18 protein-coding genes are annotated in these 23950 nt (G+C 55.3%); 11 read left to right on the top strand and 7 right to left on the bottom strand.

Annotation, left to right across the window (positions count from 1 at the left end; translation table 11 throughout):
* Positions 1–17 precede the first annotated feature (17 nt).
* From eccCa to AABA21_RS27135, 3 genes are all read left to right on the top strand, one after another.
* A complete protein-coding gene (gene eccCa / locus AABA21_RS27145; RefSeq protein WP_338255041.1) occupies positions 18–4109 on the top strand; it encodes a type VII secretion protein EccCa in 4092 nt (1363 codons plus the stop codon).
* A gap of 19 nt (positions 4110–4128) precedes the next feature.
* Complete coding sequence (locus AABA21_RS27140; protein WP_338255039.1) at positions 4129–5928, top strand: protein kinase domain-containing protein; 1800 nt, start codon at positions 4129–4131, stop codon at positions 5926–5928.
* A gap of 129 nt (positions 5929–6057) precedes the next feature.
* Positions 6058–7317: a serine/threonine-protein kinase gene (locus AABA21_RS27135; RefSeq protein WP_338255038.1), complete on the top strand. Its 1260-nt coding sequence runs from the start codon at positions 6058–6060 to the stop codon at positions 7315–7317.
* Here the strand turns inward: AABA21_RS27135 and AABA21_RS27130 are convergent.
* Positions 7304–7462, bottom strand: a complete 159-nt coding sequence (locus AABA21_RS27130) for a hypothetical protein (protein WP_338255036.1) — start codon at positions 7460–7462, stop codon at positions 7304–7306. The genes AABA21_RS27135 and AABA21_RS27130 overlap by 14 nt on opposite strands.
* Before the next feature lie 4 nt (positions 7463–7466).
* Here AABA21_RS27130 and AABA21_RS27125 point away from each other — a divergent pair, with 4 nt between their 5' ends.
* The 4 genes from AABA21_RS27125 (at position 7467) to AABA21_RS27110 (ending at position 10842) form a co-directional block, all read left to right on the top strand.
* The gene (locus AABA21_RS27125) at positions 7467–7664 is read left to right on the top strand and encodes a peptidoglycan-binding domain-containing protein (RefSeq protein ID WP_338255035.1); all 198 of its coding nucleotides are present in this window, start codon (positions 7467–7469) and stop codon (positions 7662–7664) included.
* A gap of 310 nt (positions 7665–7974) precedes the next feature.
* Positions 7975–9357 carry a DnaJ domain-containing protein gene (locus tag AABA21_RS27120; protein WP_338255033.1) on the top strand — a complete coding sequence of 461 codons (1383 nt, stop codon included), beginning with the start codon at positions 7975–7977 and terminating at the stop codon, positions 9355–9357.
* 309 nt (positions 9358–9666) lie between these two features.
* Complete coding sequence (locus AABA21_RS27115) at positions 9667–9921, top strand: hypothetical protein (RefSeq protein ID WP_338255031.1); 255 nt, start codon at positions 9667–9669, stop codon at positions 9919–9921.
* Between the two features lie 18 nt (positions 9922–9939).
* Positions 9940–10842 (top strand): zinc ribbon domain-containing protein, encoded by a 903-nt coding sequence (locus tag AABA21_RS27110; RefSeq protein ID WP_338255030.1) that lies wholly within the window; start codon positions 9940–9942, stop codon positions 10840–10842.
* Between the two features lie 144 nt (positions 10843–10986).
* Here the strand turns inward: AABA21_RS27110 and groL are convergent, their stop codons facing one another.
* Complete coding sequence (groL, locus tag AABA21_RS27105; protein ID WP_338255029.1) at positions 10987–12612, bottom strand: chaperonin GroEL; 1626 nt, start codon at positions 12610–12612, stop codon at positions 10987–10989.
* A gap of 89 nt (positions 12613–12701) precedes the next feature.
* Positions 12702–12992 (bottom strand): co-chaperone GroES, encoded by a 291-nt coding sequence (groES, locus tag AABA21_RS27100; protein ID WP_338255028.1) that lies wholly within the window; start codon positions 12990–12992, stop codon positions 12702–12704.
* Positions 12993–13655: 663 nt separating this feature from the next.
* On the opposite strand from groES, the gene AABA21_RS27095 reads away from it, so the two are divergent.
* From AABA21_RS27095 to AABA21_RS27080, 4 genes are all read left to right on the top strand, one after another.
* Entirely contained in the window at positions 13656–14231 is a 576-nt protein-coding gene (locus tag AABA21_RS27095; protein ID WP_338255026.1) for an acyl-CoA carboxylase biotin carboxyl carrier protein subunit, read from the top strand.
* A 60-nt stretch (positions 14232–14291) separates the two neighbouring features.
* On the top strand, positions 14292–15962 hold the full coding sequence (locus AABA21_RS27090; RefSeq protein WP_338255024.1) for an acyl-CoA mutase large subunit family protein: 1671 nt from the start codon (positions 14292–14294) through the stop codon (positions 15960–15962).
* Between the two features lie 24 nt (positions 15963–15986).
* The gene (murI, locus tag AABA21_RS27085) at positions 15987–16928 is read left to right on the top strand and encodes a glutamate racemase (RefSeq protein WP_338255022.1); all 942 of its coding nucleotides are present in this window, start codon (positions 15987–15989) and stop codon (positions 16926–16928) included.
* A 103-nt stretch (positions 16929–17031) separates the two neighbouring features.
* On the top strand, positions 17032–17664 hold the full coding sequence (locus AABA21_RS27080) for a phosphatase PAP2 family protein (RefSeq protein ID WP_338255020.1): 633 nt from the start codon (positions 17032–17034) through the stop codon (positions 17662–17664).
* A 122-nt stretch (positions 17665–17786) separates the two neighbouring features.
* Here the strand turns inward: AABA21_RS27080 and AABA21_RS27075 are convergent, their stop codons facing one another.
* From AABA21_RS27075 to AABA21_RS27060, 4 genes are all read right to left on the bottom strand, one after another.
* On the bottom strand, positions 17787–19577 hold the full coding sequence (locus tag AABA21_RS27075) for an ABC transporter ATP-binding protein (RefSeq protein ID WP_338255017.1): 1791 nt from the start codon (positions 19575–19577) through the stop codon (positions 17787–17789).
* A complete protein-coding gene (locus AABA21_RS27070; protein ID WP_338255015.1) occupies positions 19574–21319 on the bottom strand; it encodes an ABC transporter ATP-binding protein in 1746 nt (581 codons plus the stop codon). Before AABA21_RS27070 ends, AABA21_RS27075 begins: the two co-directional genes overlap by 4 nt.
* Before the next feature lie 580 nt (positions 21320–21899).
* A complete protein-coding gene (locus AABA21_RS27065; RefSeq protein WP_338255013.1) occupies positions 21900–22418 on the bottom strand; it encodes a flavoprotein in 519 nt (172 codons plus the stop codon).
* A 105-nt stretch (positions 22419–22523) separates the two neighbouring features.
* Entirely contained in the window at positions 22524–23933 is a 1410-nt protein-coding gene (locus AABA21_RS27060) for a complex I subunit 1/NuoH family protein (protein WP_338255010.1), read from the bottom strand.
* Positions 23934–23950: the final 17 nt, after the last annotated feature.

The following is a 23950-nucleotide window of genomic DNA, read 5'->3' as shown; positions in this document are numbered from 1 at the left end:
CGGAGTAGAGAATTCTTATGGCAAAGACAACCTTCTATCGACCCGTTAGAAATTATCCGGCATCATTATCCAGCCAGCCAATAGAGATTGAAGCCCCTCCGCAATTACCTCAGGATCAAGGAGGTAAGTTAGCTTCAATTGTGCAGTACCTGTATCCCGTCTCAGGTATGTTTATTATGCTTATTTCAATGGTCTCATACCTGGGCATTAGTGGGGGCTCACCCAATCCACTCATCATCATCGCCGAGGTCTGCATTCTCCCCCTGTCCCTGGGGATGATGTTCCTTTCAACCTATTTCCAGCGCCGAACCCAGAAGACACAACAAAAAGCCAGCCATGAGGCATATCGTGGCTACCTTGATAACGTCCAGCGCAGGCTGACTGAGCTCAAAAAGCTCCAGGTGCAGCGCAACACGCGCCTCTATCCCGAACCATCCATATTGCCGGAGGTCGTCAGCGGACGGCTGGCGCTATGGGAACGCCGTCCGGCCGATGAGGATTTTCTCACCGTGCGTATCGGGATCGCGCCGATCGCCCTCTGCTGTCCGCTAAACTTTAAAGAAGATTACAAAGCCAGGGTAGAGCCGTCGCTGTTGCAAGAGGCGCGCGACCTGGTCAATCATAACAGCCATATCGATGGTCAGCCCCTGGTCATCCCCTTAAGAAACCTGGGATCGATCTCCATCGTTGGGCCAAATCCGGCCATACGCACGCTGGCACGCAGCCTGGTAGGCCAGCTCACCACGTTCCATACGCCCGAAGACGTATCGATTCTGGCCTATTTTCCTCCCATCGCCGCTCCCGAATGGGGCTGGCTCAAGTGGCTTCCCCATACACGCCGCCTGCGGCAGGTCAGTTTAGAACATCCCAATGACGCGGAGCCCCTGTGTCTGTTAGCCGATACGGTTGATAATTTCCGCACCCTTTTTGACGCGCAGATCAAGCCAGAGCTGGAGATGCGCTACAAATTGCTCAAAGAGAAGAGGCAGGATGGACATGAGCTGTTGATGAAGTTCAAGCATCTCATATTTATCATCGATAGCTTTACCCCCGGTGGCCTTCTTGCTCGCGTGCCAGAACTTGAGCAGGTCATGCGCGATGCCGCCCAGCTGGGCATCACGGTAATCAGCCTGGTAAACAGAATGGAGCAAGAGCCGCCGGTTCTGCAGGCCCGTCTTTCGATCGCTACGACGTTTCATGATCTCTATCTTTCCTACCAGGAGATGGCCCCTGACGGCAAGGGTATCGAGTTCGTCGCTCTTGATAAGATGGAGATCGACCATTGCGAGCAGATCGCTCGTAGCATGGCGTCGCTCCACCTCGTAGACGGGGAGGCAAGCCTGGACTACTCACAAAACGTCGGCCTCTTACAGTTGCATGGCATTCAGGCGATCGAGACGCTCCAGGTGGTGGACCTCTGGCGTCGGCACCATAACCAGGATCTCTTACGCGTTCCCATTGGATTGCAGAAGCACGGTCCCCTCTTACTCGATATTAAAGAGATGGCGGCAGGCGGTCTGGGTCCGCACGGCCTGGTGATCGGAGCAACCGGATCAGGCAAGAGTGAATTGTTGCGTACGGTCGTCACCAGCCTCGCGCTCACCCATGATCCTTACACCGTCAACTTTGTGCTGATAGACTTTAAAGCTGGCGCGGCCTTTGCCGAGTTCGCTGACCTGCCACATGTGTCGGGCATCATTACTAATCTGGAAAACGATCCGCTGCTGATCAGTCGCATGTATTCCTCGCTGCTCGGTGAGCAACAGCGACGTCAGAATCTGCTCAGCCAGGCTGGCGTGCCCAATATCACAGAATATCATAAGCTGTGGCGCAAGAATCCTCACCTGGAGCCGATGCCATACCTGATCATCATTGTTGACGAGTTCGCGCAATTGATCGCCAACTACGAAGATTTCCTGGCGCTGTTCACTAAATTTGGCCAGGTGGGACGCAGCCTCGGCATGCATATGATGCTGGCAACACAGCGTATCGAGGAGGGACGTATCAGGACGTTGGAAGGTCACCTGCGTTACCGCATCGCCTTGCGCACATTTAAGGCGGAAGAGAGTAGCGCGGTGATTGGAACGCACGATGCCTACTACCTGCCACCATCTCCCGGTAGCGGCTATTTCAAAGTGGATGAGGATATCTATACCAGTTTTAAGACCGCGCTTATTTCACTCCCCTATATACCAATCGATCAGCGCCAGGTTGATCCGATCACGCTCTTTCGTCCATTTACAGATACGGGCAAGCTGCTTCCTTCTGAGGGCAGGGAAAAGACACAGAGCATGCAAGCGTTAAGCGCCCCACGTACAGAGATGCAGATGGTGATTGAGAAGGTTAAACAGGCGCCAGCACCGGCCAATGGCTGGCGCGTCCACGCGGTCTGGCAAGAGCCGTTAAAAGAGAGAATGTCGCTTGCCGATGTACTGCAGCGCTGTGGGCAGGGCCAGTTGGATGGTTCTTCGTTTGCCACGCGCGCGCCCTTTGGACCGCTGTGCGTGCCTATCGGCATCATGGATCGGCCAGCGGAACAGGTGCAGCAACCACTGTACCTTGATTTCTCCGGTCTGGGAGGCCACCTCGTCGCGGTAGGGGCGCCCCAATCGGGAAAGAGTACCTTGCTGCGTACGTTGATGACCTCGCTGATCGTCACGCACACCCCACGCGAAGTACAGATCTATGGCATCGACTTTGGTGGTGGCCTGCTGCGCGTCTTTGAACACGCGCCTCACGTGGGCGCGATCTGTAGCCGGGCAGACAAAAATAAGCAGCAGCGTGTCCTGCGGCGCATGCTACAGATCGTGGCGGATCGTGAGGCCTTATTCGCGCAATACGAGATCGATGGCATGGCGAGCTATCGACATATGAGACAGCAAGGGAAATTCGCGCAAGAGCAGTACGGGGACGTGTTCTTGTTCATTGACAACTTTGGTCAGTTCCAGAGTGAATGCGAGACCAGTGATCCAGAGAGCATTGCCACGGTGACATCGCTCATCGCCAGCGGCCTGACCTATGGTGTGCACGTTATTTTAACCGCCAACCAGTGGACCGATATTCGCTCCAGGTTGCGTAGCAACATTGGTACCCGCCTGGAATTGCGCTTAAACGATACCAATGATTCGGAGTTTGATCGCAAAACCGCCGCCATGATCCCGGCGGAAACGCCCGGGCGCGGCCTGCTGCCGGAAAAATTATTGTTCCAGACGGCGCTGCCCATTGTCGGCAACCATAGCTCCGACGATGTCTCGTCGTTTACGATGCAGAAGATACTGGAAGCGTTCATTCAAAAAGTGCATATCAGTTGGAAAGGGCCAGGCGCACCCAAAATACGTATCCTACCGCCCGAGGTACAGTGGTCAGATATGCCCGGCTCGGTCGATGCGTCAGCGCAGGGTATCCCTCTCGGACTGGAAGAGACCAATATCAGCCCGGTCTTTATCGATATGGTGCACGATGATCCGCACTTCTTGATCCTGGGCGATCGCGAATGCGGTAAAACGACCTTGCTACGCACATGGATCACTGGTATGCAGCGCTACTATACACCAGAGCAGGCGAGAATCATCATCATTGATTACCGTAAGTCATTGATCAGCCTGGCGCACACCAATCACGTGATGGCCTATGCCTCTACCCTGGATGACATTAATAAATGTGTTCAATTCCTCAATGAGGAGTTTCAGCGGCGCCAGGCCAGCAACGCATCTGGCCCTGTGGAGACAGCGATGGGCGATCGCACATGGAACGGAACGCACTACTATCTCGTCGTCGACGACTACGAGATGGTTGCCACACAAACCCCGCAATCAGGGAATCCGCTCAATCCACTCGAAGCGGTACTGCAATCCGCCAAAGAGGTTGGCATTCACTTTATTCTGGCCCGCCGCGTGGTAGAGATCGGGCGAGCGAACTACGATCCCATCTATCGTAGCATCAAGAATATGGAGAGCCCTGGCCTCATTATGCGCGGCGACCCGGTCGAAGGGCGCCAAGTGCTACATAAGCAGAGCGCATCCGATAAGATGCCGACTGGACGTGGTTATCTTGTGCGCCGTGGGGCACAGCCCATGCAGGTCCAGGTAACAAACACGGAAGCAGTGTAAGGAGAAAGAGTTTTCGCACATGGCAGATTACGTTGGACAGCAATTTGGGCCTTACCACTTGCTCCGCTTATTAGGACAAGGGGGCTTCGCGGATGTCTACCTGGGCGAGCATGTTCACGTAGGAAATACCGCCGCCATCAAAATTTTGTATGCTCGCCTGATCGACGAATATCATGAGCGCTTCCTCAACGAAGCGCGTACCCTGGCGCGTCTTTCACATCCCCATATCGTTCGCATGCACGATTTTGGTATCAACGATGGCATTCCATTCCTGATCATGGAATATGCCCCCCATGGAACCTTGCGGCAACAGCATCCTTCCAAAACGAAGGTTCCGCTCTCGACGGTGGTAAATTATGTCAATCAGATCGCGGATGGCCTGCAATGCGCGCACGATCAAAACCTGATTCACCGCGACCTCAAGCCGAGCAATGTGTTGATTGGTCAGAGGAATAATCTGTTGCTCAGTGATTTCGGGGTCGCCTTGATCGCACAGACTACCTACTCTCAGAGTATCGAAAATTCCGTGGTCGGGACCATCGCCTATGTGGCGCCAGAACAATTGCAGGGGAGACCGCAACTGGCCAGCGACCAGTATTCACTTGGCGTGATGGTATATGAATGGTTGTGCGGTACGCGACCCTTTCGAGGAACAGTCATCGAGATGTGGGCGCAGCATCAATCCGCCGTGCCGGCGCTCCTGCGTCAATACGTGCCCGATCTACCACCAGAGGTCGAACAGGTGGTGCTAACCGCGCTGGCTAAAGATCCTGGCCAGCGCTTCGCGAACGTGCGGGCGTTCGCGAACGCCCTGGAAGCCGCCAGTCAACCTGACCGCATCTCAGTGGCCGCCGCTCATAACCTACCATTGACGTCAGGACAAACTGCTAATAAAGATGCGATCAGGATCAAAGCAACGGATCGCGGTTTCGCCTCTCAACCTGTGGATATCACAGATCCAGACGAGGCAAGGCGCTCACCCGATGAGAACTCGAACACAGAACCCGATGATCGCGCCTCCCAGAGATTCGTACCCATACCGACTCCTGCTCGTTGGGGAGGCACTAAAAAGAAGATCGGCATAACCGCTGCCATCGCGGCGGTGGTAGCGCTGCTGCTCGTCAGCACGCTGGTATACGCGATGAATGGTGAAGCCGCCAATAAACCTCTGGCGGCAGCCACTGCTACAGCGATGCCTGCACAGCAGTCCGGGGATAAGGGAACGGCAGTGGTCAGCCACAGGGTTACGCCCCCCGCCACGCATAGCGCTACCAAAAAATCTACGCCATCGCCCATTCCAACCGCGACACCAACATCTACAGATGCTCAAAACCCGCCAGCGGCCAAACCGACGGCCACGGCGGCCATGCCCACACCCACCGTGGCCGCGCCCACGCCCACACCAACGGCCCCCGCCCAGGCCAGCTTTGCGGTCGACGGCCAGAATCCAACCGCCTACAGTGTAAGTGGGAAAACATGCGCGGCAACGCAGTCCAATTCCACACCTAAGAGTTTTAATGTAGGTGGCATAACAGGCACATTATATTTTCAGTTTAGTTATACCTGCCACGCTGCCTGGGCCAAGGTTGTATTTTCTAAACCGGTCCCGAGTAAATATGGGAACGCAAAAATCGTTCGCAACAACGACGGAGCAACCTATACCTGTTCGAATGGAGGAAACGGTGTGGTGGCATCTGGTCAGACATCGTGCTATACCGGCATGGTTCGTGATGGGCCCACCCAGACAGCCTCTGCCTATGCCTCTTTTACATTTTCAAGTGGGCAGACAGATGTATCTTCACAATTAGGTCCCTACTAAAAAAGGGACTGTAACCATGTAGAGAGATTTTCATCTCGGCGCCGGACCAGATTGGAAAGGCAAAAAATCATCGCTTGCATTCTTACTTTAGTAAAGAAGGAAACAGAAGAGGAAAAAGGGCTTTAGGATATGGCAGACTACACAGGAAGGCAATTTGGTCATTATCGCCTGCTTCGCTTGCTCGGTCAGGGAGGCTTCGCGGATGTTTATCTGGGCGAGCACATTCACCTTGGGAGTTTTGCCGCCATCAAAATCTTATATGCGCGCCTGGTCGATGAGTACCGCGAACGCTTTATCAACGAAGCGCGTACGCTGGCGCACCTTTCGCATCCCCACATTATCCGTCTGCTCGACTTTGGGATAGAAGATGAGATCCCGTTCTTGATCATGGAATACGCGCCCCATGGGACCCTGCGCCAGCGTCATCCGCCCAAAACAAAATTGCCACTCTCGACCGTGGTGGATTATATGAACCAGATCGCGGATGGTTTGCAGTATGCACATGAACACAAATTGATTCACCGTGACCTCAAACCAAGCAATATACTGATTGGCCCCAGAAATAATCTGTTGCTCAGTGATTTTGGCGTCGCCTTGATCGCTCAGGCGGCCTACTCGCAGAGCGTAGAAAATTCCCTGGTCGGGACCGTCGCCTATGTGGCGCCAGAACAACTGAAGGGCAAACCACAGTTGGCCAGCGATCAATATTCATTGGGAATCATTGCGTATGAGTGGTTATGTGGTACGCGACCCTTTCAGGGTACGCTCCTTGAGATGTGGGCACAGCACCAGTCAACTGTACCGGCGCCCCTGCGTCAATACGTTGCCGACCTGCCACCAGAAGCGGAACAGGTAGTGCTGACCGCGCTGGCTAAAGATCCAGGTCAGCGATTCGCGAGCGTAAGAGAGTTCGCGGCGGCGCTGGAAGCGGCCAGTGGGGTCGAGAAGGTCGCGGTGGCGCCCGCTCAAAGCATGCCGCTATCTGAGCAGGCACAGATCGCTCAGAACGACCGGATCAAGCTCAAAGCTATGCACAAAGAAGGGCATACGCCTCTACCTGCGGATATTACGGATCCAGATGCCGCGGAACCACATGTTACCTCGAACACGACCAACGAGGGTCCATCCATCCCCCAACCAGGAGCGTCCATTGCACCTGCTCGCCGGGGACGCAACAAGATGATCGGCGTGGCCACCATCGTCGCGGTAGTCCTGCTGCTGTTGACCAGCACACTTGTCTACGCGATCAAAGGTGGAGGTCTCATGTCTTCCTCGACGCCCCCGCAGCAACAAGCCAGCAATGAGAATAAGATCGTCGGTAAAGAAATGCCGTCACCCACGCCTACGCACCACGCCGCCCCCCTACCCAGACGTATCAGCGCAGCGTAACGCCAACCATTCCCGCCGTCGCGCCAACACAGGCTCCGGTGATTCCTACTACCGCACCTACGCCCACACCGAGACCCACGCCTACGCCCAGGCCACCCGCATGTCCTGCCATGATCCAATCAGGTGCGAAAGGATCGCTGGTCACAACGTTGCAAAAATCACTCAACAGCCATTACGCCGCCCATGATTTTCCCAACTCGCCGTACAACTTTTCGCCTCCTCTTATAGTAGATGGGGACTTCGGTTCATTAACGCAGTCGGCGGTCAAAGATTATCAACAAGCACACGGTCTGGAGGTTGATGGACAGGTAGGACCACACACCTGGCACAGCCTGGGGTACTGCTAAAATCATCCCCTGACAAATAAATAGCGTCTTATATAAACTGGCATCTACGCTGCGCATCTCAAGCCCGGAGCCAGAAATATGGTAGAATCGAAAAGAAGATATGCAGCGATGTTACAATGAAGGCATTCGATAAGCCAGCCACTAAGCGATGCTGGCGTATAGAATAGCTCATATGCTGCTATGGTATAAGCAACAAGCTAATATCCATATTTATAATGGATACCACATACGCTTATGATTATTGTTGTTTCTGGTAGGTGCAAGCTAGCAGAATAACGCTATCAGAGACTAACTATGATACGATAAGATAATGGATACACCAGAAAACTATTATGCCATTTTAGGCATTCCCATTGATGCGGATAGCGATACCATCAAGCGCGCCTATCGACAACTGGCGCGCCGTTTTCATCCCGACCTGGCGGGGCCCGAGGGGGCGCTGGAGATGAAGCGCATAAATCGGGCGTATTCGGTACTTGGCGATGCGGAAAAGCGTCAGCAGTACGATGTCATTCTGGGCGGGGTAGTCGACTTACGTAGCAGGATCGCGCGCTCACGCTCACGTCCACATATGCCGGATAACCCAGCGGATGTTGAGTTCTCTGGCCTGCATACATTTAGCACACGGGGACCGCTGCACGCGGGCCCGGTGATTACGACCAATCACGGTGTTACATCGGCGGTCTACGGCTGGCGAACCGTTCATGGGATGCGGCTGGCTGCGGGCTCGCTCGATGGCGAAGGTACCATATGGGAGGTCACCCGCGATAACGTGGTAGCGTCCGCCAGATTTAGGAGTGATCCCACTTTGACCGTGGAGGCGCTACGCGCGCTACGCATCTCGCAGGCGGGTACGCTCCTGGCCGGCTGGAACCGGCTGGGACTGCATGTCTGGGATGCCTATAAAGGTGACCTTCTCTGGAGCTATCCATTAACCGATCGGGCCGTCTCCAACCATTATTCGCTGGATGTCTGCCTGCAGGTTGTGGACACGAGCAAGCGGATCGCGCACCTGGCGCTGCCCTATCTCAGTGAAGATACTCGCGCGCCACGCTCGCTGGGTGTACGTAGTAGCGACGTGCTTAGCCACGAAATGGGATCCCCCACCAATGCCGTGTTTGATCCGCTGATCTGTGCCGAAGAGGGCAGCGATAGGCGCAGCTTCTGGGCCATTCGCATGCGCGCCCTCTCACGGGATGCCCGGACCCTGGTGACGCTCTCCTGCGCCCAGGTACCTGATGAGTCCCAGCAGATGGTCATTGTGCGCCGCTGGAATCTGCATCCAAAGAGTAAGCTAGGTAGTAAAGCGCCGCAGATCGAAGCGTCTCTCCTTATGGGACGCTGCGAGGATTGCACGCCCCCCTACGTCGCTACGCCCGACGCGGCATGGGTCGCCTTTGTCTACCAGGGCGCCAAGATACGGCTGTGCGATACCATCAACGGCACCTATAGCGAGTTCGCCTGTGGAACCATGGGCAGTAGCGCGCGCCTGGCCATCTCTCCCAACGCACAATGGCTGGCCGTCGCACGCGAAGATAGCGAGATAAACGAGGGTGTCATCGATCTCTGGTCGATCACCACCGGGCAGATTGTCCAGAAGCTCTATCACCCCTGGCAGGTCAGTGCCCTGGATTTCGTTGAGGATCAACTTATCGTCGCGCTCACCGATGGCACGATTCAACTCTGGCAATAAATGCCGCCAATGTGCCGATACAATAAAATAGTAGGTGCCAGGCTTGTCCTGGCTTACCGCAATTATTTTTGTATGAGCTGGTGCGAATGGGTGAGGTACCCATAGTGTTGCACCAGCTCATACAAAAATAAAATAAATGCTGAAAGTTCAGCATAGAGCAAATAGTTGCAAATTTATTCATTCTATTCGATAATTATAGCTAAAGAGGTTGACAATCGGCAGGTTGTTACTAATACTAGTAATCATATCTCTATTTTTTGTGCTGATAGCTACGGGCAACGAACTATCTCGTTTGCAGGAGTGTGAGACGTGATTCGGGAAGGTACACTACTGAGCAAAGAGGCAGGACTACACACCATTTTCCAGGGTGAGGAGCATGATTACGTTCATTGCGTTATTGCTGACAAGATAGATCCTGACCGTCATTTTGAGTGTCGCGTGCTGGATGAAACAGATATCGCCATCGCGATAGGGGAACCGATAGCACTAGAGGTTTTAAAAGTTGTAACAGAGCGCCAGAGTGGAGTTGTACGTTTTGATTGTCATTTGATACATACATCTTAAATACAGGGAGCGCGACTTATGAAATGTTCTCAATGCTCAGCCGATCTTCCCGATGCAACTGCCTTCTGTCCACGCTGCGGAACTAATACCTATACGAGCCATACATCGAGATTCTCGTATCTACCTCCAGGTACCCCGCCGTGGCCAGCCACCGTTCCACAGCAGTTGCCAGGCGCCATAGAGACGCAAAACGCGACCGCCACGCCTTCTATAGCTGGCAAGAAAGCAACAACCCGTTCGGGACGCAAAACGGGTAGCATCCTGGGGATAATCGCGGTCCTCGTCATAGCTCCTCTTGTTGCCGCCCTGATCACCGCCGCCACACTCTATAGCAATGGACAACTCACCGGCCTGACCGCTAAACCAGCAAGTAAGAGCAACAACCCTCCAGCAACGGCAACACCCCAGACAAATAGCAAGCCCACGAATTCGCTGCCCGCGCCAAGCTCTTTTAAGACCGCCACCAATACCAATATCAATATGTCAGTAAAGTATCCATCGGATTGGACCCTTGGCTCGCCCCAGCAATCCACGGCCGCGACCTCGCTGACCATCACACAGGATCAAATCGGCATCTCTTTTGTCATTAATCGCCTCTCCAGCGCGATCAACAGCTCGATCAGTGGCGTCGATGATTTGAACGCATCTACGGTACAGAGTCTGCAGCAGATCCAGGGCAGTCATGAGATTCAAACGGTGCAGGCCACGAACGCCAATCCAACTATCGCGGGCGATAAGTGGTCACAAAAGGATGCCACCCTGCTAGATAGCCAGAATACAAAGATCCACTTTACTACTATTGCCGATAAACATAGCAAGACGTATTATGTGATCTACTTTTTGGTGCCCGATAGTATCTATCAGGAGGCGCTGCAAAAATATCTGAATCCTATGCTAAGCTCAGCGAAGTTTCTTTCCTGACAGTATTATTTATGAAGTGTTTTGTTGCTATGTTGGTGGCGCGTCAAACGCGCCACCAACATAGCAACAAAACACTTCATAAATAAAGATGCCCCCTGAAAATTTTCAGGGGGCATCTCTTCTCTTGTTTTGCGTTGGTGAGAATTAGTATTCAGGAACTGCGGGGGCAGCTGGCTGATTCTTCTCGGGAAGGTCGGTGATCAGAGCCTCGGTGGTCAGGATCATGGCAGCGATGCTGGCGGCATTCTGCAGAGCCGAACGGGTCACTTTGGCAGGATCAGCGATACCAAATTCGAACATGTCGCCATAGGTGTCTGACAGCACATTGTAGCCAATATGCTGGTTGTTCTGCTCGCGCTGAGCGCGGCGGATACCTTCGACGATAACCGAGCCATCACGGCCACCGTTAGCGGCCAGCTGGCGAATGGGCTCCTCAAGCGAGCGGCGCAGGATGCTGACACCGGTCGCGGCATCACCCTCCAGCTTCAGGTTGTCCAGGGCCTCAACAGCGGTCAGCAGAGCAACGCCACCACCAGGGACCATGCCCTCTTCAACACCGGCGCGGGTCGCGGACAGCGCGTCCTCAACACGGGTCTGGCGATACTTCAGCTCAACCTCGGTACCGGCACCAACTTTGATTACCGCAACACCGCCGGACAGCTTGGCCAGGCGCTCCTGCAGCTTCTCACGGTCGTAATCGCTGGTGGTCTCGTCGATCTGAGCCTTGATCTGGCGGATGCGAGCCTGAATCTCTTCAGCGGTACCATGACCCTCGATGATGGTGGTATCTTCCTTGTGGGAAGTAACCATGCGGGCGCTACCAAGATCCTCAAGGGTGGCGCTGTCAAGACGGCGGCCCATCTCTTCGCTGATCACCTGACCACCGGTCAGTACAGCGATGTCGAGCAGCATCTCTTTACGGCGATCGCCAAAGCCAGGAGCCTTGACGGCCAGGACGTTCAGGATACCGCGCAGTTTGTTGACCACCAGGGTGGCCAGAGCCTCACCATCGATGTCCTCGGAGATGATCACCACTTCGCGGCGACCCTGCTGGACGATCTTCTCGATAACCGGCAGGATATCCTGGATGGCGCTGATCTTCTTGTCGGTGATCAGGATGTAGGGATTCTCCAGGGTGGCTTCCATCTTCTCCGCGTTGGTCACGAAGTAAGGTGAGATGTAACCCTTGTCGATCTGCATACCTTCGACATACTCGGTCTCGAAGTTGATGCCGCGAGACTCCTCGACGGTGATAACGCCGTCTTTACCAACTTTTTCCATCACGTCAGCGATTAGATCGCCGATCTGCTCGTCAGCGGCCGAAATAGAAGCGATCTGAGCAATCTCTTTCTTGCCCTCGACCGGTACGGCCAGCTGGCGGATGTAAGAAACAACAGCCTCGGTGCCTTTGTCGATACCATACTTCAACTGCATAGGATTGGCGCCGGCGGCCAGGTTCTTCAAGCCCTCGTTGACGATGGCCTGGGCCAGAACGGTCGCGGTCGTCGTGCCGTCACCGGCCACGTCGTTTGTGCGGGTTGCGGCCTCTTTGAGCAGTTGAGCGCCCATGTTCTCAAATGGATCTTCCAACTCGATCTCTTTGGCAACGGTCACACCATCATGGGTGACGTTGGGAGCACCAAATTTCTTATCCAGAGCAACGTTGCGGCCCTTAGGACCGAGGGTCGTCTTTACGGCACCAGCCAGAATATCAATACCCTTTTTAAGAGACCGGCGAGCCTCTTCATCAAATACAAGCTGCTTTGCCATGAGTGAATTCCTTCTCCTACTTTATCCTCACGCATCGAGGCGGCATGTTACCCTAGAGTTTGTCATGCGGAGCCTGATGCCGGGAATGACTAGCCAACAATTGCAAGAATATCGTTCTCTTTGAGAACCAGGTACTCTTCACCGTCCACTTTAAACTCGGTGCCACCGTATTTTGCGAACAGCACACGGTCACCCTCATGAACATCTATAGCTGCGCGATCACCGTTATCCAGCAAGCGGCCATTGCCAACCGCGATGACAACCCCCTCCTGGGGCTTCTCTTTAGCTGTGTCAGGGATAACGATACCGCTTTTGGTTACTTCTTCTTTTGCCGCGGGCTTCACAACCACGCGATCTCCGATAGGACGAATTTTAGCCACGGTTTACACTTCCTTTCATCAATGAAGCTTTTAGTCAGAAGACTTATGCAGTGCCTCTTCGTCTGGCTCATAATGGATGACACCCGAGATATTAACAGAGCGATACAACGAGTAGTCGCAACAGCATGGTCCACCGGCCGCGCACCCGCTACAACAATAGATTTGACCATGTCGCAGCGTTGGTGGCCAGAGAATCTCAATATCACAGTTCGCACAACGGAGCGGCTTCCGCGCATGCGCCGAAACCGATGGGGCAGATTCGCACTGCCCATGCTCATTGTTTTGCTCGCTGTTTTTATTATAGGGATTCGTGAAATCCTCTTCTCTCATCATGGTAGCCCTTTGATGTAGTTGCCCACAAAACGCCACTTTAAGAGGGGGCATGGATCTCAATCAGGGAACCGTGCCAGGCGTCTCCTACACCATGCAACGTCTCGCGTTTATAACGCCTCGCTATCTCAGATGTTGCGTTATTCTTTTCTCTGGCAAGAAGTATGCCACAGCGAATGTTAGAACCACATAGGAAAAGTGTTAGAGGAATGTTAGAATTCTTCCTCGCCCTCCCGAAATATCTCTGTCTCGCCTCCTCACAGCAGACATGATACAATGGCCTCGTGTACATCTTATCAAGAGATAACTTTCAAAGTAGAAGGTAAAAACGTCATGCCATACATCGCAAGCATAAACAATCAAAACTATACAATCACCACCCGCACGCAAGATGTCCAGACAGCGGTGACGCTAGATGGGGTAACGCATGCTCTCGACTGGCAACGCATCGCAGCCCTGGCCGCCGATGACAAAGGAAAACAGCCCGAAGGCGGTTACTACAGTCTGCTGATCAGCGGCAAATCCTATGAAGTGTTTGTCCGCCGCGTTGTGCAGGATGATGAAGATGGGAATCGTCAGACCTACGAGATTCAGCTAGCCGGGCAGTACTTTCTGGTGACCGTCGAAGATGAACGCACGCGCACATTGACAGGCATCGCGCGCTCAAACGCGGCGAGCAGCGCCGCCAGAATCAAGGCTCCCATGCCTGGCCTGGTCGTGAACACGCTGGCGCAGCCGGGGGACACGGTGAGCGCGGGTCAGACAGTGGTGGTGCTGGAGGCGATGAAGATGGAAAACGACCTGCCATCACCGATCGCCGGTACCGTCAAGGAGCTCAAGGTCCAGAAAGGTCAGACGGTCGATCAGGGCCAGTTACTGGTCATCATCGAGGGTGAGCAGCCGCGTTAGTCAGCTTCTGGTCTTATGTTATAATCTTTCTGGCATTCATTAAGAGGAGCACGTGGGTCCATGGATATACATGTAAGTAAGAGTGGCGCAGAGTGGCGCGACACGACAGCACGCAAGGTCAGCGCCAAAGCAGCGGCGCGCAAAGAGAAATTCGTGACCAGCTCGGACATTGAGGTCCCCGACTTATCTACCTCAGAAGATCTCGCCAATTGGGATGAGCAGACACAGCTTGGCTATCCCGGCGAGTTTCCCTTCACCCGTGGTGTACGCCCTGGAATGTATCGCTCCAGGCTGTGGACGATGCGTCAGTACGCCGGCTTTGCTAGCGCGGAAGAATCGAACCGGCGCTACCACTATCTGCTCTCACAGGGAACTACCGGCCTGTCGGTGGCCTTTGACCTGCCAACCCAGATGGGCTATGACGCCGATCATCCTTTCTCTGAAGGAGAAGTAGGTAAGGTCGGGGTATCTATTTCGAGCCTGGAGGATATGGAGATACTGCTGCGGGACCTGCCGCTCGAACGTATCAGCACATCAATGACCATCAATGCCACCGCCAGCATCCTGCTGGCCCTCTATGTCGCGGTGGCGAAAAAGCAGGGAGCCGATCCGCGCAAGCTCTCCGGCACGATCCAGAATGATCTGTTAAAAGAATATACCGCGCGCGGCACCTATATCTATCCACCACGCCACTCGATGCGCATCATTACCGATATTTTCAGCTACTGCGCGGCCGAATTGCCGCAGTGGAACACGATCAGTATCAGTGGCTATCATATGCGTGAGGCGGGCTCGACGGCCGCGCAGGAGATCGCCTTTACGCTGTCGAACGCCATCGCCTATGTGCAGGCGGCGCTGGATGCGGGTCTGGATGTGGATACGTTCGCCGGTCAGCTCTCATTCTTCTTCAATAGCCATAACAATCTGTTTGAAGAGGTCGCCAAGTTCAGGGCCGCCCGGCGTATGTGGGCGCATATCATGCGCGAACGCTTCCACGCTAAAGATCCGCGCTCGATGATGCTGCGCTTCCACACCCAGACCGCCGGTTCGACCCTGACGGCCCAGCAGCCCGATAACAACATCGTGCGCACCGCATACCAGGCCCTGGCCGCGGTACTCGGTGGCACGCAGTCCCTCCACACCAACGCCAAAGACGAGGCGCTCTCGCTACCCACGGAAGAGACTGCGCGCCTGGCCCTGCGCACACAGCAGATTCTGGGCTATGAAACCGGCGTCGCCGACGTGGTCGATCCGTTGGCCGGTTCATACTATGTCGAGACCCTCACCGACGCACTGGAAAAGCAGGCCCTGGCCTATATCCAGCAGATCGATGAGATCGGTGGCAGCGTGCGCGCCATCGAGACCGGCTACATGCAGTCCCAGATCGAGGAGGCGGCCTATCGGTATCAGCTCGAATTAGAGAAAGAGCAGGCGATCGTGGTAGGCGTCAACCGCTTCAAGCAGGCCGAGACGGAGCATTTCGTCGGCCACAAGGTTGATCCTCAGATCGGTGCGCGGCAGGCCCAGAAACTGGCCGAGCTGCGCCAGAAACGTGACAACGATCTGGTTAAACAGAAGCTGCAGCAACTCCAGCAGGCAGCCGAGGGGAGCGCTAACTTGATGCCCGCCATCATCTCAGCGGTCGAGGCCTACGCGACACTGGGAGAGATCAGTGATACAATGCGACACGTCTTTGGTGAACAACACGAGTTTCGTAGTCTGATAGAGTAGTAGTTGTAGAATATAATAAGGATTATGGATATCAGGAGTTTAGACGATGGTGCGGAGCAACACGGGGTGTTGCCCGCACGCGATGCCGAGCGCAGCGAGCATAGCATCTACGACTATGCAGGCGGCGCTCCACAGGGCTTTCAGCAAAGACAACACCGGGCACTCGCACCAATCGGAGTGTTTGATTCGGGTGCCGGGGGCCTGACAATCCTGACCGCCCTGCAACAAGAGCTTCCCAATGAGCATTTCATCTACCTGGGAGATACCGCCAACTGCCCCTACGGCACACGTAGCGAAGAAGAGATCATCGAGCTATCCTTGCGGAACAGCCGCTACTTGATCGATCAGGGGGTAAAGTTGATCGTTGTTGCCTGCAACACCGCCTCGCAGGCGTCATTAAGCGTACTACGCTCTACCTTTTCGATCCCTTTTATTGGCGTTGTGCCCGCGGTCAAGCCGGCTGCACGGCTGACACGCCGGGGCCGCATCGGCATCGCCGCCACCAACCAGGCCATCAAAGCGTCCTATCTGCGCCACCTGATCGATGACTTCGCATCCGACATCCAGGTCTATGCCGTCGGCTGCCCCCAACTGGTGACACTGGTCGAGCAGGGCGAGCTGAATGGTCCTCACGTAGATAGCGTGCTGCGCGACGCCTTACAGCCATTGATAGATAAAGAGATCGATGTGCTGGTGCTTGGCTGTACCCATTTTCCCGCTTTGCGACCGGCAATCGCGCAGATAATGGGAAAACAGGTTCAGATCATCGATAGCGGATCAGCCATCGCCCGCCGCGCACATGCCATTCTAGATACAGATGGACTGGCCCGTCCTCTGAATGGACTAGAGGGGAGCACCTCTATCTGGTGCAGTGGTGATGCCGAGGAGTTCAGTAGGGTCGCCAGTACAGTACTGGGCTACGCCATTCAGGCCAGGCAGTCGACCTTTGAGCCAGCCGACCAGTAAACTGGTAATGGTGCTGAGAAGCAGGGTGGATTTTATGCCTGCTCACGCGTTTATATATAACAAGTGATTGATGCCTAGCAAGGAAAGTAAGGAGAAACTCATAATGCTTGAGGATATGGCTATTCAAGAAGGCAACGATAGCGTGACAGTGACCAGAACGCTACACATGCAAGGCGCGCGCTTCGTGTCAACGGTCCTATCGCCCGCCGTGGTAGCCTTGCCTTTTATTTTATTAATGGCCTATTCGGCCAATGATCGCAATCCATTGCTTTCTGCAATTATTACTATTTTCTTTCTCTGCGTTGGCCCGATGGCCTATATCACCTTTGGCGTGCTGAGCGGTAAATTTACAGACGTAGATGTAAGTGTGCGCTCGCAGCGCGTCGGTCCCTTCCTGTTCGGCATTGCGTCAAGCCTGCTTGGCTTTCTCATATTGCATCTGACCAATGGACAAAAGAATCTGGAGTCGGTCCTACTGCTGGTCTCGATCAGTGGCGTGATTATGATGTTGATTACCTTCTGGTGGAAGATCAGCATGCATGCCTCGGCTCTGTCGGCCGCGGTCACCGCATTGAGCATGGTCTATGGACGTATGATCTTGCCCGCCTTCCTGCTGGTGATTCTGGTCAGCTGGTCGCGCGTGATCCTGCGCCGCCACACGCTGGCCCAGGTGATCGCTGGCTCCCTGGTCGGAGTCGGCCTCTCCTGGCTCCTCCTCAAAACCCAGGGGTTTTAGAAAGACAATAAAAAATGATGGGCGCTGGCGCGCCCACTATTTTTTATTGTGAAAAGCCGGTTTTAGAAAGATGTGAACGTGCTCACATCTTTCTAAAACCGGCCTGATCTTTGGAAAAAGGATCAGTCAGTTTCGCTTCCCTCTTTGGCGCCGACGAGGGCGGGGTCGCCGTGCCAGAGGCGGCGCATCTCTTCGCTGCTGGATAGCAGTTCATCCAGGGTGCCTTCGGCTTCGATGCGGCCATCCTTGAGGACGATGATGTGGTCGGCCTCGCGCAGGGTGGCGTGGCGGTGCGATACGGCCAGACGCGTCAGGTGCGGCTGGAAACGTGACCAGAGGAGCTGCTCGGTCTCGACGTCCAGGGCGCTGGAGAGGTCGTCGACAACCAGGAAGTCGGCGCCGCGCACGAACATGCGTGCGGCCGCCACGCGCTGCACCTGTCCTCCAGAAAGCTTGACTCCGCGCGGACCCACCAGGGTATCCAGTTGCTGTTCCAGGCTAGCGATGTCGCCGTCGAGCACGGCGGAGCGCAGGGCCGTTGGCACATCGACGGCCTCCTCAGGCAGGCCGAGCAGGATATTCTCCTTGAGAGACTGGCTGAACAGGCGCGGCACCTGGGGCGTGTAGCCACAACGCGGCGGCACAAAGAACGCTCCGGGATCTGTGACCGGCTGACCATTCCAGAACAACTCTCCATGCTCAAGCGGCAACAGGCCCAGCAGGGTGCGCAGGAGCGTGGTCTTGCCCGCGCCGATGCGCCCCGTGATGACGGTAAACGATCCTCTCTTCAGACGCATATGAATATCTTTTATGCCTCGATCGCTACCGGGATAGGTATAGGTCAGCCCCTGGACTTCCAGCTCCTCAAAGCGGTGCTGGAAGCCTTTCGGAGTATATGGGAGGGCTGGTGGCTCATGCGACAGGTAGAGCTGTTGATGCTCCACCAGTTTCTCCCCGGGATCTCCCTGCAATAATGGCAGCAGCCGGTCCAACGATACTCCAGCCTGGCTATAGCGGGTGATAAAGTTGCCCGACATGCGGATAACCTGGGTTAGCCAGCTCAGGTAGGAGATAAACAGGGCCAGGTCACCGGTGGTCAGGGTATTGCTGCGCAGGGCCTGGGCCGCGACCAGCAGGATCAGGCCGGTACCGATATCAGCGGCGTTGCTCGATAGTGCATCGATCAACTGGCTGAGCAACGTATCCTTCAGGGTGGCGCGGCGACGTTGCTCTCCCAGCTGACGGAAGTGGGCCACTACCTGCTTCTCCCTCCCCAGCACCTTGAGCATCTGGACCGCTCCAAAGACGTCTCCCAGCAAACCGGTTACATCGCCGATCGATTCCTGGGTGGCCTTGCGGTAGCGCTGAATATGGCGGCGGAAGCTATTGACGATTAGCAGCACGGCCACCAGGGGCACAAAGACCGCCAGCGTCACCAGTACCGAGACACGCAAGAGAATGACCAGCGCGATCACCATTACGATGACCTGACCCAGGGGATCAAAGAGCCAGCATACAAAGGCCCCCACCTCCATGGTGTCGTTGCGCAGGCGGCTAATCGCCTCACCGGTTGAGGATGGTAGCGCACGCGCGCCTGGGCGCTGCAAGATACTGGTAAAAAGATTATGCCTGAGTAGGGATTGCAGTATCTCGCCCATCGTGGTTTCAGCGATGACGGCCACAAAGGTACAGCTCAAGCGTCCAAGCGCAACTCCAACCATTAGTGCCACCATCCACCAGAGAAGAGACGGCGTGAGGGAATGGCGTGACAGTCCATCCAGAATGTATTGCGCGATCAGACCAGGGATCAAGGGAAAGAGGTAGAACAGGACACCATTGAAGATACCACTAAACAGGTAGAGCCATGGCCGATAGTTAGCCATGCGCCAGATATACCAGGATTTACGCTTCATGCTAACGCCTCCTCCAGACCAATGCGCAAGAGCTGTGCGAAGTGAGACGTGGGATCGCGGGCCAGGTCCTGCCGCACGCCATACTCGCGGCACTCACCCTGCTCCAGAATCATGATATGATCGGCTCGCTGCACCGTTGATAACCGATGCGCGATGATGATGCCGGTGCGCCCCTTCAGCAGCGTATCGATAGCCTGCTCCAACAGGCGTTCGGTGGCCGGGTCCAGGCGCGAAGACGCCTCATCGAGGATCACCAATCCTGGATCGCGCAAGAAGACGCGTGCGAAGGCTAGCAACTGCGCCTCTCCCGCCGAGAGACCACTACCGCCTGGGGCCAGCACCGTATCCAGTCCATTCTCCAGAGATTGATACCAGTGCTGCAAGCCCAGCGTCTGCAGCGCGGCCAATACCTGGGTATCCTTGATGGTACTATCAAACAGGGTCAGGTTATCGCGCACGCTGGCATGCAGGATATGGACCTCCTGGGTCACGATCCCGACGCGCTCATGCAGCGTATCCAGACTCAAGCTACGAATGTCGATGCCATTCAGGCAGATCGCACCTTCAACCGGATTATACAGGCGCGCCAGCAGCTTGGTCAGCGTACTCTTGCCGCTGCCGGTGCGTCCCAGCAGCCCCAGCACGCTCCCAGGCTCCAATTGCAACTGGATGTGCCGCAGAACTGGCACACCTTCTGTATAGCTAAATGAGACATCCTCAAAGGCCACAGCCAGTGCAGAGATGGGCAGGTCGGTCCGTGAGCCATCCACAATCGTTCGTGGCTCCTCAAGCAGCGTGGCGACGCGCTGAATGCTGCCCGCCGATTGCTGCAGTTCGCGCAACTGGTCGACGATCTGCTCAATCGGCGTGGTCATCGTATTGGCATAAATGAAGATCAACAAAACAGTGCCAGCACTCATGCCCTCGTACCAGTATAGATAGGCTCCCAGCAACAGAGCAAGCACTCGTCCCAGCGCATTCACAAATGTAACTGTCCCCCAGGTTGGAAAGTTGATCATGATCGCCATGCGCAACTTACGCAGATGCTGGCGCGCATAGCGCGATAAGCCCTGCAACATATACTGTGTCGCTCCGCTGGAACGCACATCTTCAGTACCGTTCAGACGCTCCTCCAGAAAGCCAAACAGCTCGGCACTGGCCTGTCGCTCCGCCTCCCAATAGGGCGTCGCCAGACCGCGCAAACGATTGATGACCAAAAGAGCTGCCAGCGCGAAGATGGTCAGGGTCAGACCCACCCGCCAATCCACCAGGAATAAAAGAACGAGCACGCCCACCAGGAGGACAAGATTGCCGAAGAGCGCGATCACCATACGCGAGAAGAAATTGCTCAGGGAGGTCACATCCCCATCAATGCGTTCGATCAATTCGCCGGGCGCGTGAATAGTATGAAAGGTAGAGTCCAACTGTAAGCAATGCAACATCAAGTCCGCCCGCAGCGCATTGGTAGCCAGCAAGGCGACGTCAGTCGCCACATATGCCTCAGCAATGGCGATGAACTGGCGCAGGATGGACAGGACAAGAAAAAAGACAGCGATCATTATCAAATCCGCAAGCGCGCGCTGTGAACTGGCTCCATCAACAAAGGACCGTAAGATCAGCGGATTGATTAAAGAGATGCCGATGGTGCCCGCCAGCAGCAGGATCAGCAGCAGAACACGGGGCCATTGTGGTTTCAGATAGGTCAACAATAAATGCCGATAGGTATCCAGAGAAACAGGCATAGAAGTATCCCATTCTATGTGTGGCTCACACACAGCAGTAGTCGTTACGCTTTGCTAGCTAGCAATTCAGGAATGTGGCACGCGGTCATACACGACAGCAAGCGCTGTCAATCGAAGATTGGCAGTCAGTGGTTAATGGTCGGTTAGAGGATAAAAAACAGACGTGCGACTAACAACGAGGCAAGGCCATCAATCGAACCTTTCTAATATCAATACCGTCAATCCAAGATTACACGATCATCTATGCATTTGTAAAGGTTTTAGTGGGAGAAAGGGTGCCCGTCTTTTTTTGCAAGAGAGGCGGCGAAAAGAAACACGGAAAGCCATCGTAGGTGCTGGGCTTGCCCCAGCTTGCCACGCAGCGGCCCGTGCCCGGGCGCTCACCTTCCCCAACACGTCCTCGTTGGGGAACCCCTTTCGTGCGGGTACGGGGTCGCCGCTCCTTCGGAGGGCTCCCAAGCTGGGGCAAGCCCAGCACCTACGATGGCTTTCCGTGTTTTCGGTGCCGTTCTCTTCGCAAACACATTGGCAAAAACATGACGGGTACCCTTTGGGAAAAGCGGGAGGTATTCTCAGCAAATCAAGAAGGTTGCCCATTATTGGCGTTCGGCAGCGCCTGGAGTATCTCTAAAATGCGCGACCAGGGAAGATTGTTGTTGGGGGGATAGAGGTCGGGGCGATAATATACGGTCACGCCCTGCCAGCGCAGGCGATCCAGACTGGGGGCGAACTCGGAGTCCTGCGCCAGTTCAGCGCTGGCCCGTGGAAAGGCCAGGATGGGAGGCGCGCCCCGCCGTGTCCAATCCAGCAACAAAGTGAGCGCGTACGTATCGGCCACGCCTTGAGACCATTTGCGCAGGGTATTAAACGTGGCAGGAACCACCACAGCGGCGGTGAAATGGGGAAGGGATATCTCGGTAGCGGAAACGACAACCGGATGCCCTGTGAGGGCTGTCAGAAGCGGCTGATCGATAAAAGAGCAGGCATTGGGAGTTGCAATCACCCACACATCCCACCCATCCTCCTGTGCCAGCCCAACAAGATCCTGTACCTGCCCGGCCGATAGGGCCGCGCAGACCACCAGCGCCAGAGTCCTCACGATCTCCATTCTCCTCTGTTCATAAAACAGCGGGGGCAGGTGAGCCAGTCATGACTGGACCACCTGCCCCCGTTAGTATGCTATCGAGCGCGGACCATTACCGCACTAAGAATCGCGACTGCCAGCAGGCAGGGCGACGCGGGCCGGCACGCCATCGCGCAACGCCGGGGTAGGCGTCGTCGCGGTGCGGGCGCGCAGCTGAGCGCGAATAGCCGGAGCCTGAGCACGACGGGTCGTCGCCGTAGTGACGCGACCAACCAGCCAGATGAAGCCGAAGACGCTCGCCCAGCCCACAGCCGCCAGCACGGTCAGGTAGACCCAGGTTGGCAGGCCGACACCGACAGTGACAAAGTAGAGCAGACCAGTAACCAGAATGTTGGCCAGTGTCACCGGCATCAGGATCAGCCAGGCGAACTGCATCAACTGGTCGGCACGCAGACGTGGCAGCGTAGCACGGATCCAGATGAAGACACCGCACAGGGCATAAATCTTGAGGACAAAGTATCCCAGAGCCAGGATATTGCCAACGAAGCCCCACAGCAGTGAACCCTGCGCCGTCAAGAAGCCCACGCCAGGACCGGAAAATCCGCCCAGGAAGAGATAGGAGGCCACGGCCGAAGCGATGGTCATGTTACCATACTCACCCAGGAAGAACATCGCCCAGCGCATGCCGCTATACTCGGTCATATAACCGGCGACCAGCTCGGACTCAGCCTCGGGCAGGTCGAAGGGGGCGCGGTTCGTCTCGGCCAGGCCACAGGTGTAGTAGATGATCAACATCAATGGCTGGAAGAGGAAGAACCAGGACCAGGGGGTAAAGCCCTGGAAGAGGAAATCCAGGACCGGGATACCAGTATTATGCCAGGCCAGGTTCTGGAATTGCATGATCTCGTAAGGGGTGATCGTACCAGTAGTTGGGTAGCCAGGCTGGCCCGACAGGACGCTGGTCAGCATAATCACGCCGACGAAGGCCAGCACCAGGGGCAGCTCATAAGAGATCATCTGGGCGGCCGAACGCAGGCCACCGATCAACGAATATTTATTGTTTGAGCCCCAACCGGCCATAATCACGCCGATAACGTCGATCGAGCTCATCGCCACCAGGAAGACCAGACCGGTCGTCAAGGCGCCACCTGGTAACTGCAGGTAGGGAGAAAATGGCAGCACCGCGAACGACGCGATCACAGGTGCCATAAAGACAGAAGGTGACAGCAAGAACATCATCTTGTCGGAGCCAGAGACGTGGATGTCCTCTTTCAACAACAGCTTACCGACGTCCGCCACCGACTGCAACAGACCCCAGGGACCAGTGTGGAGGGGTCCTTCACGGTCCTGCATCCAGGCCAATATTTTACGCTCGGCGAGAACCAGGATCGTGGCGCTGGTCAACACAAAGCCGAAAACAGTCAGGAAGGCGACCACAAACTGCAGGAAGCTCCAGGAAATGATCCCGCTCCACAGCTGTGATAAAAACAGCCACCATGGATTGCTATCGGCGACAATCATTGCAAACATATGAATAACTCCAGAGG

This window comes from Dictyobacter halimunensis (assembly GCF_036245075.1).
The sequence above is the reverse complement of the archived record's forward strand: the minus strand, read 5'-3'. Positions and strand labels throughout refer to the sequence as shown.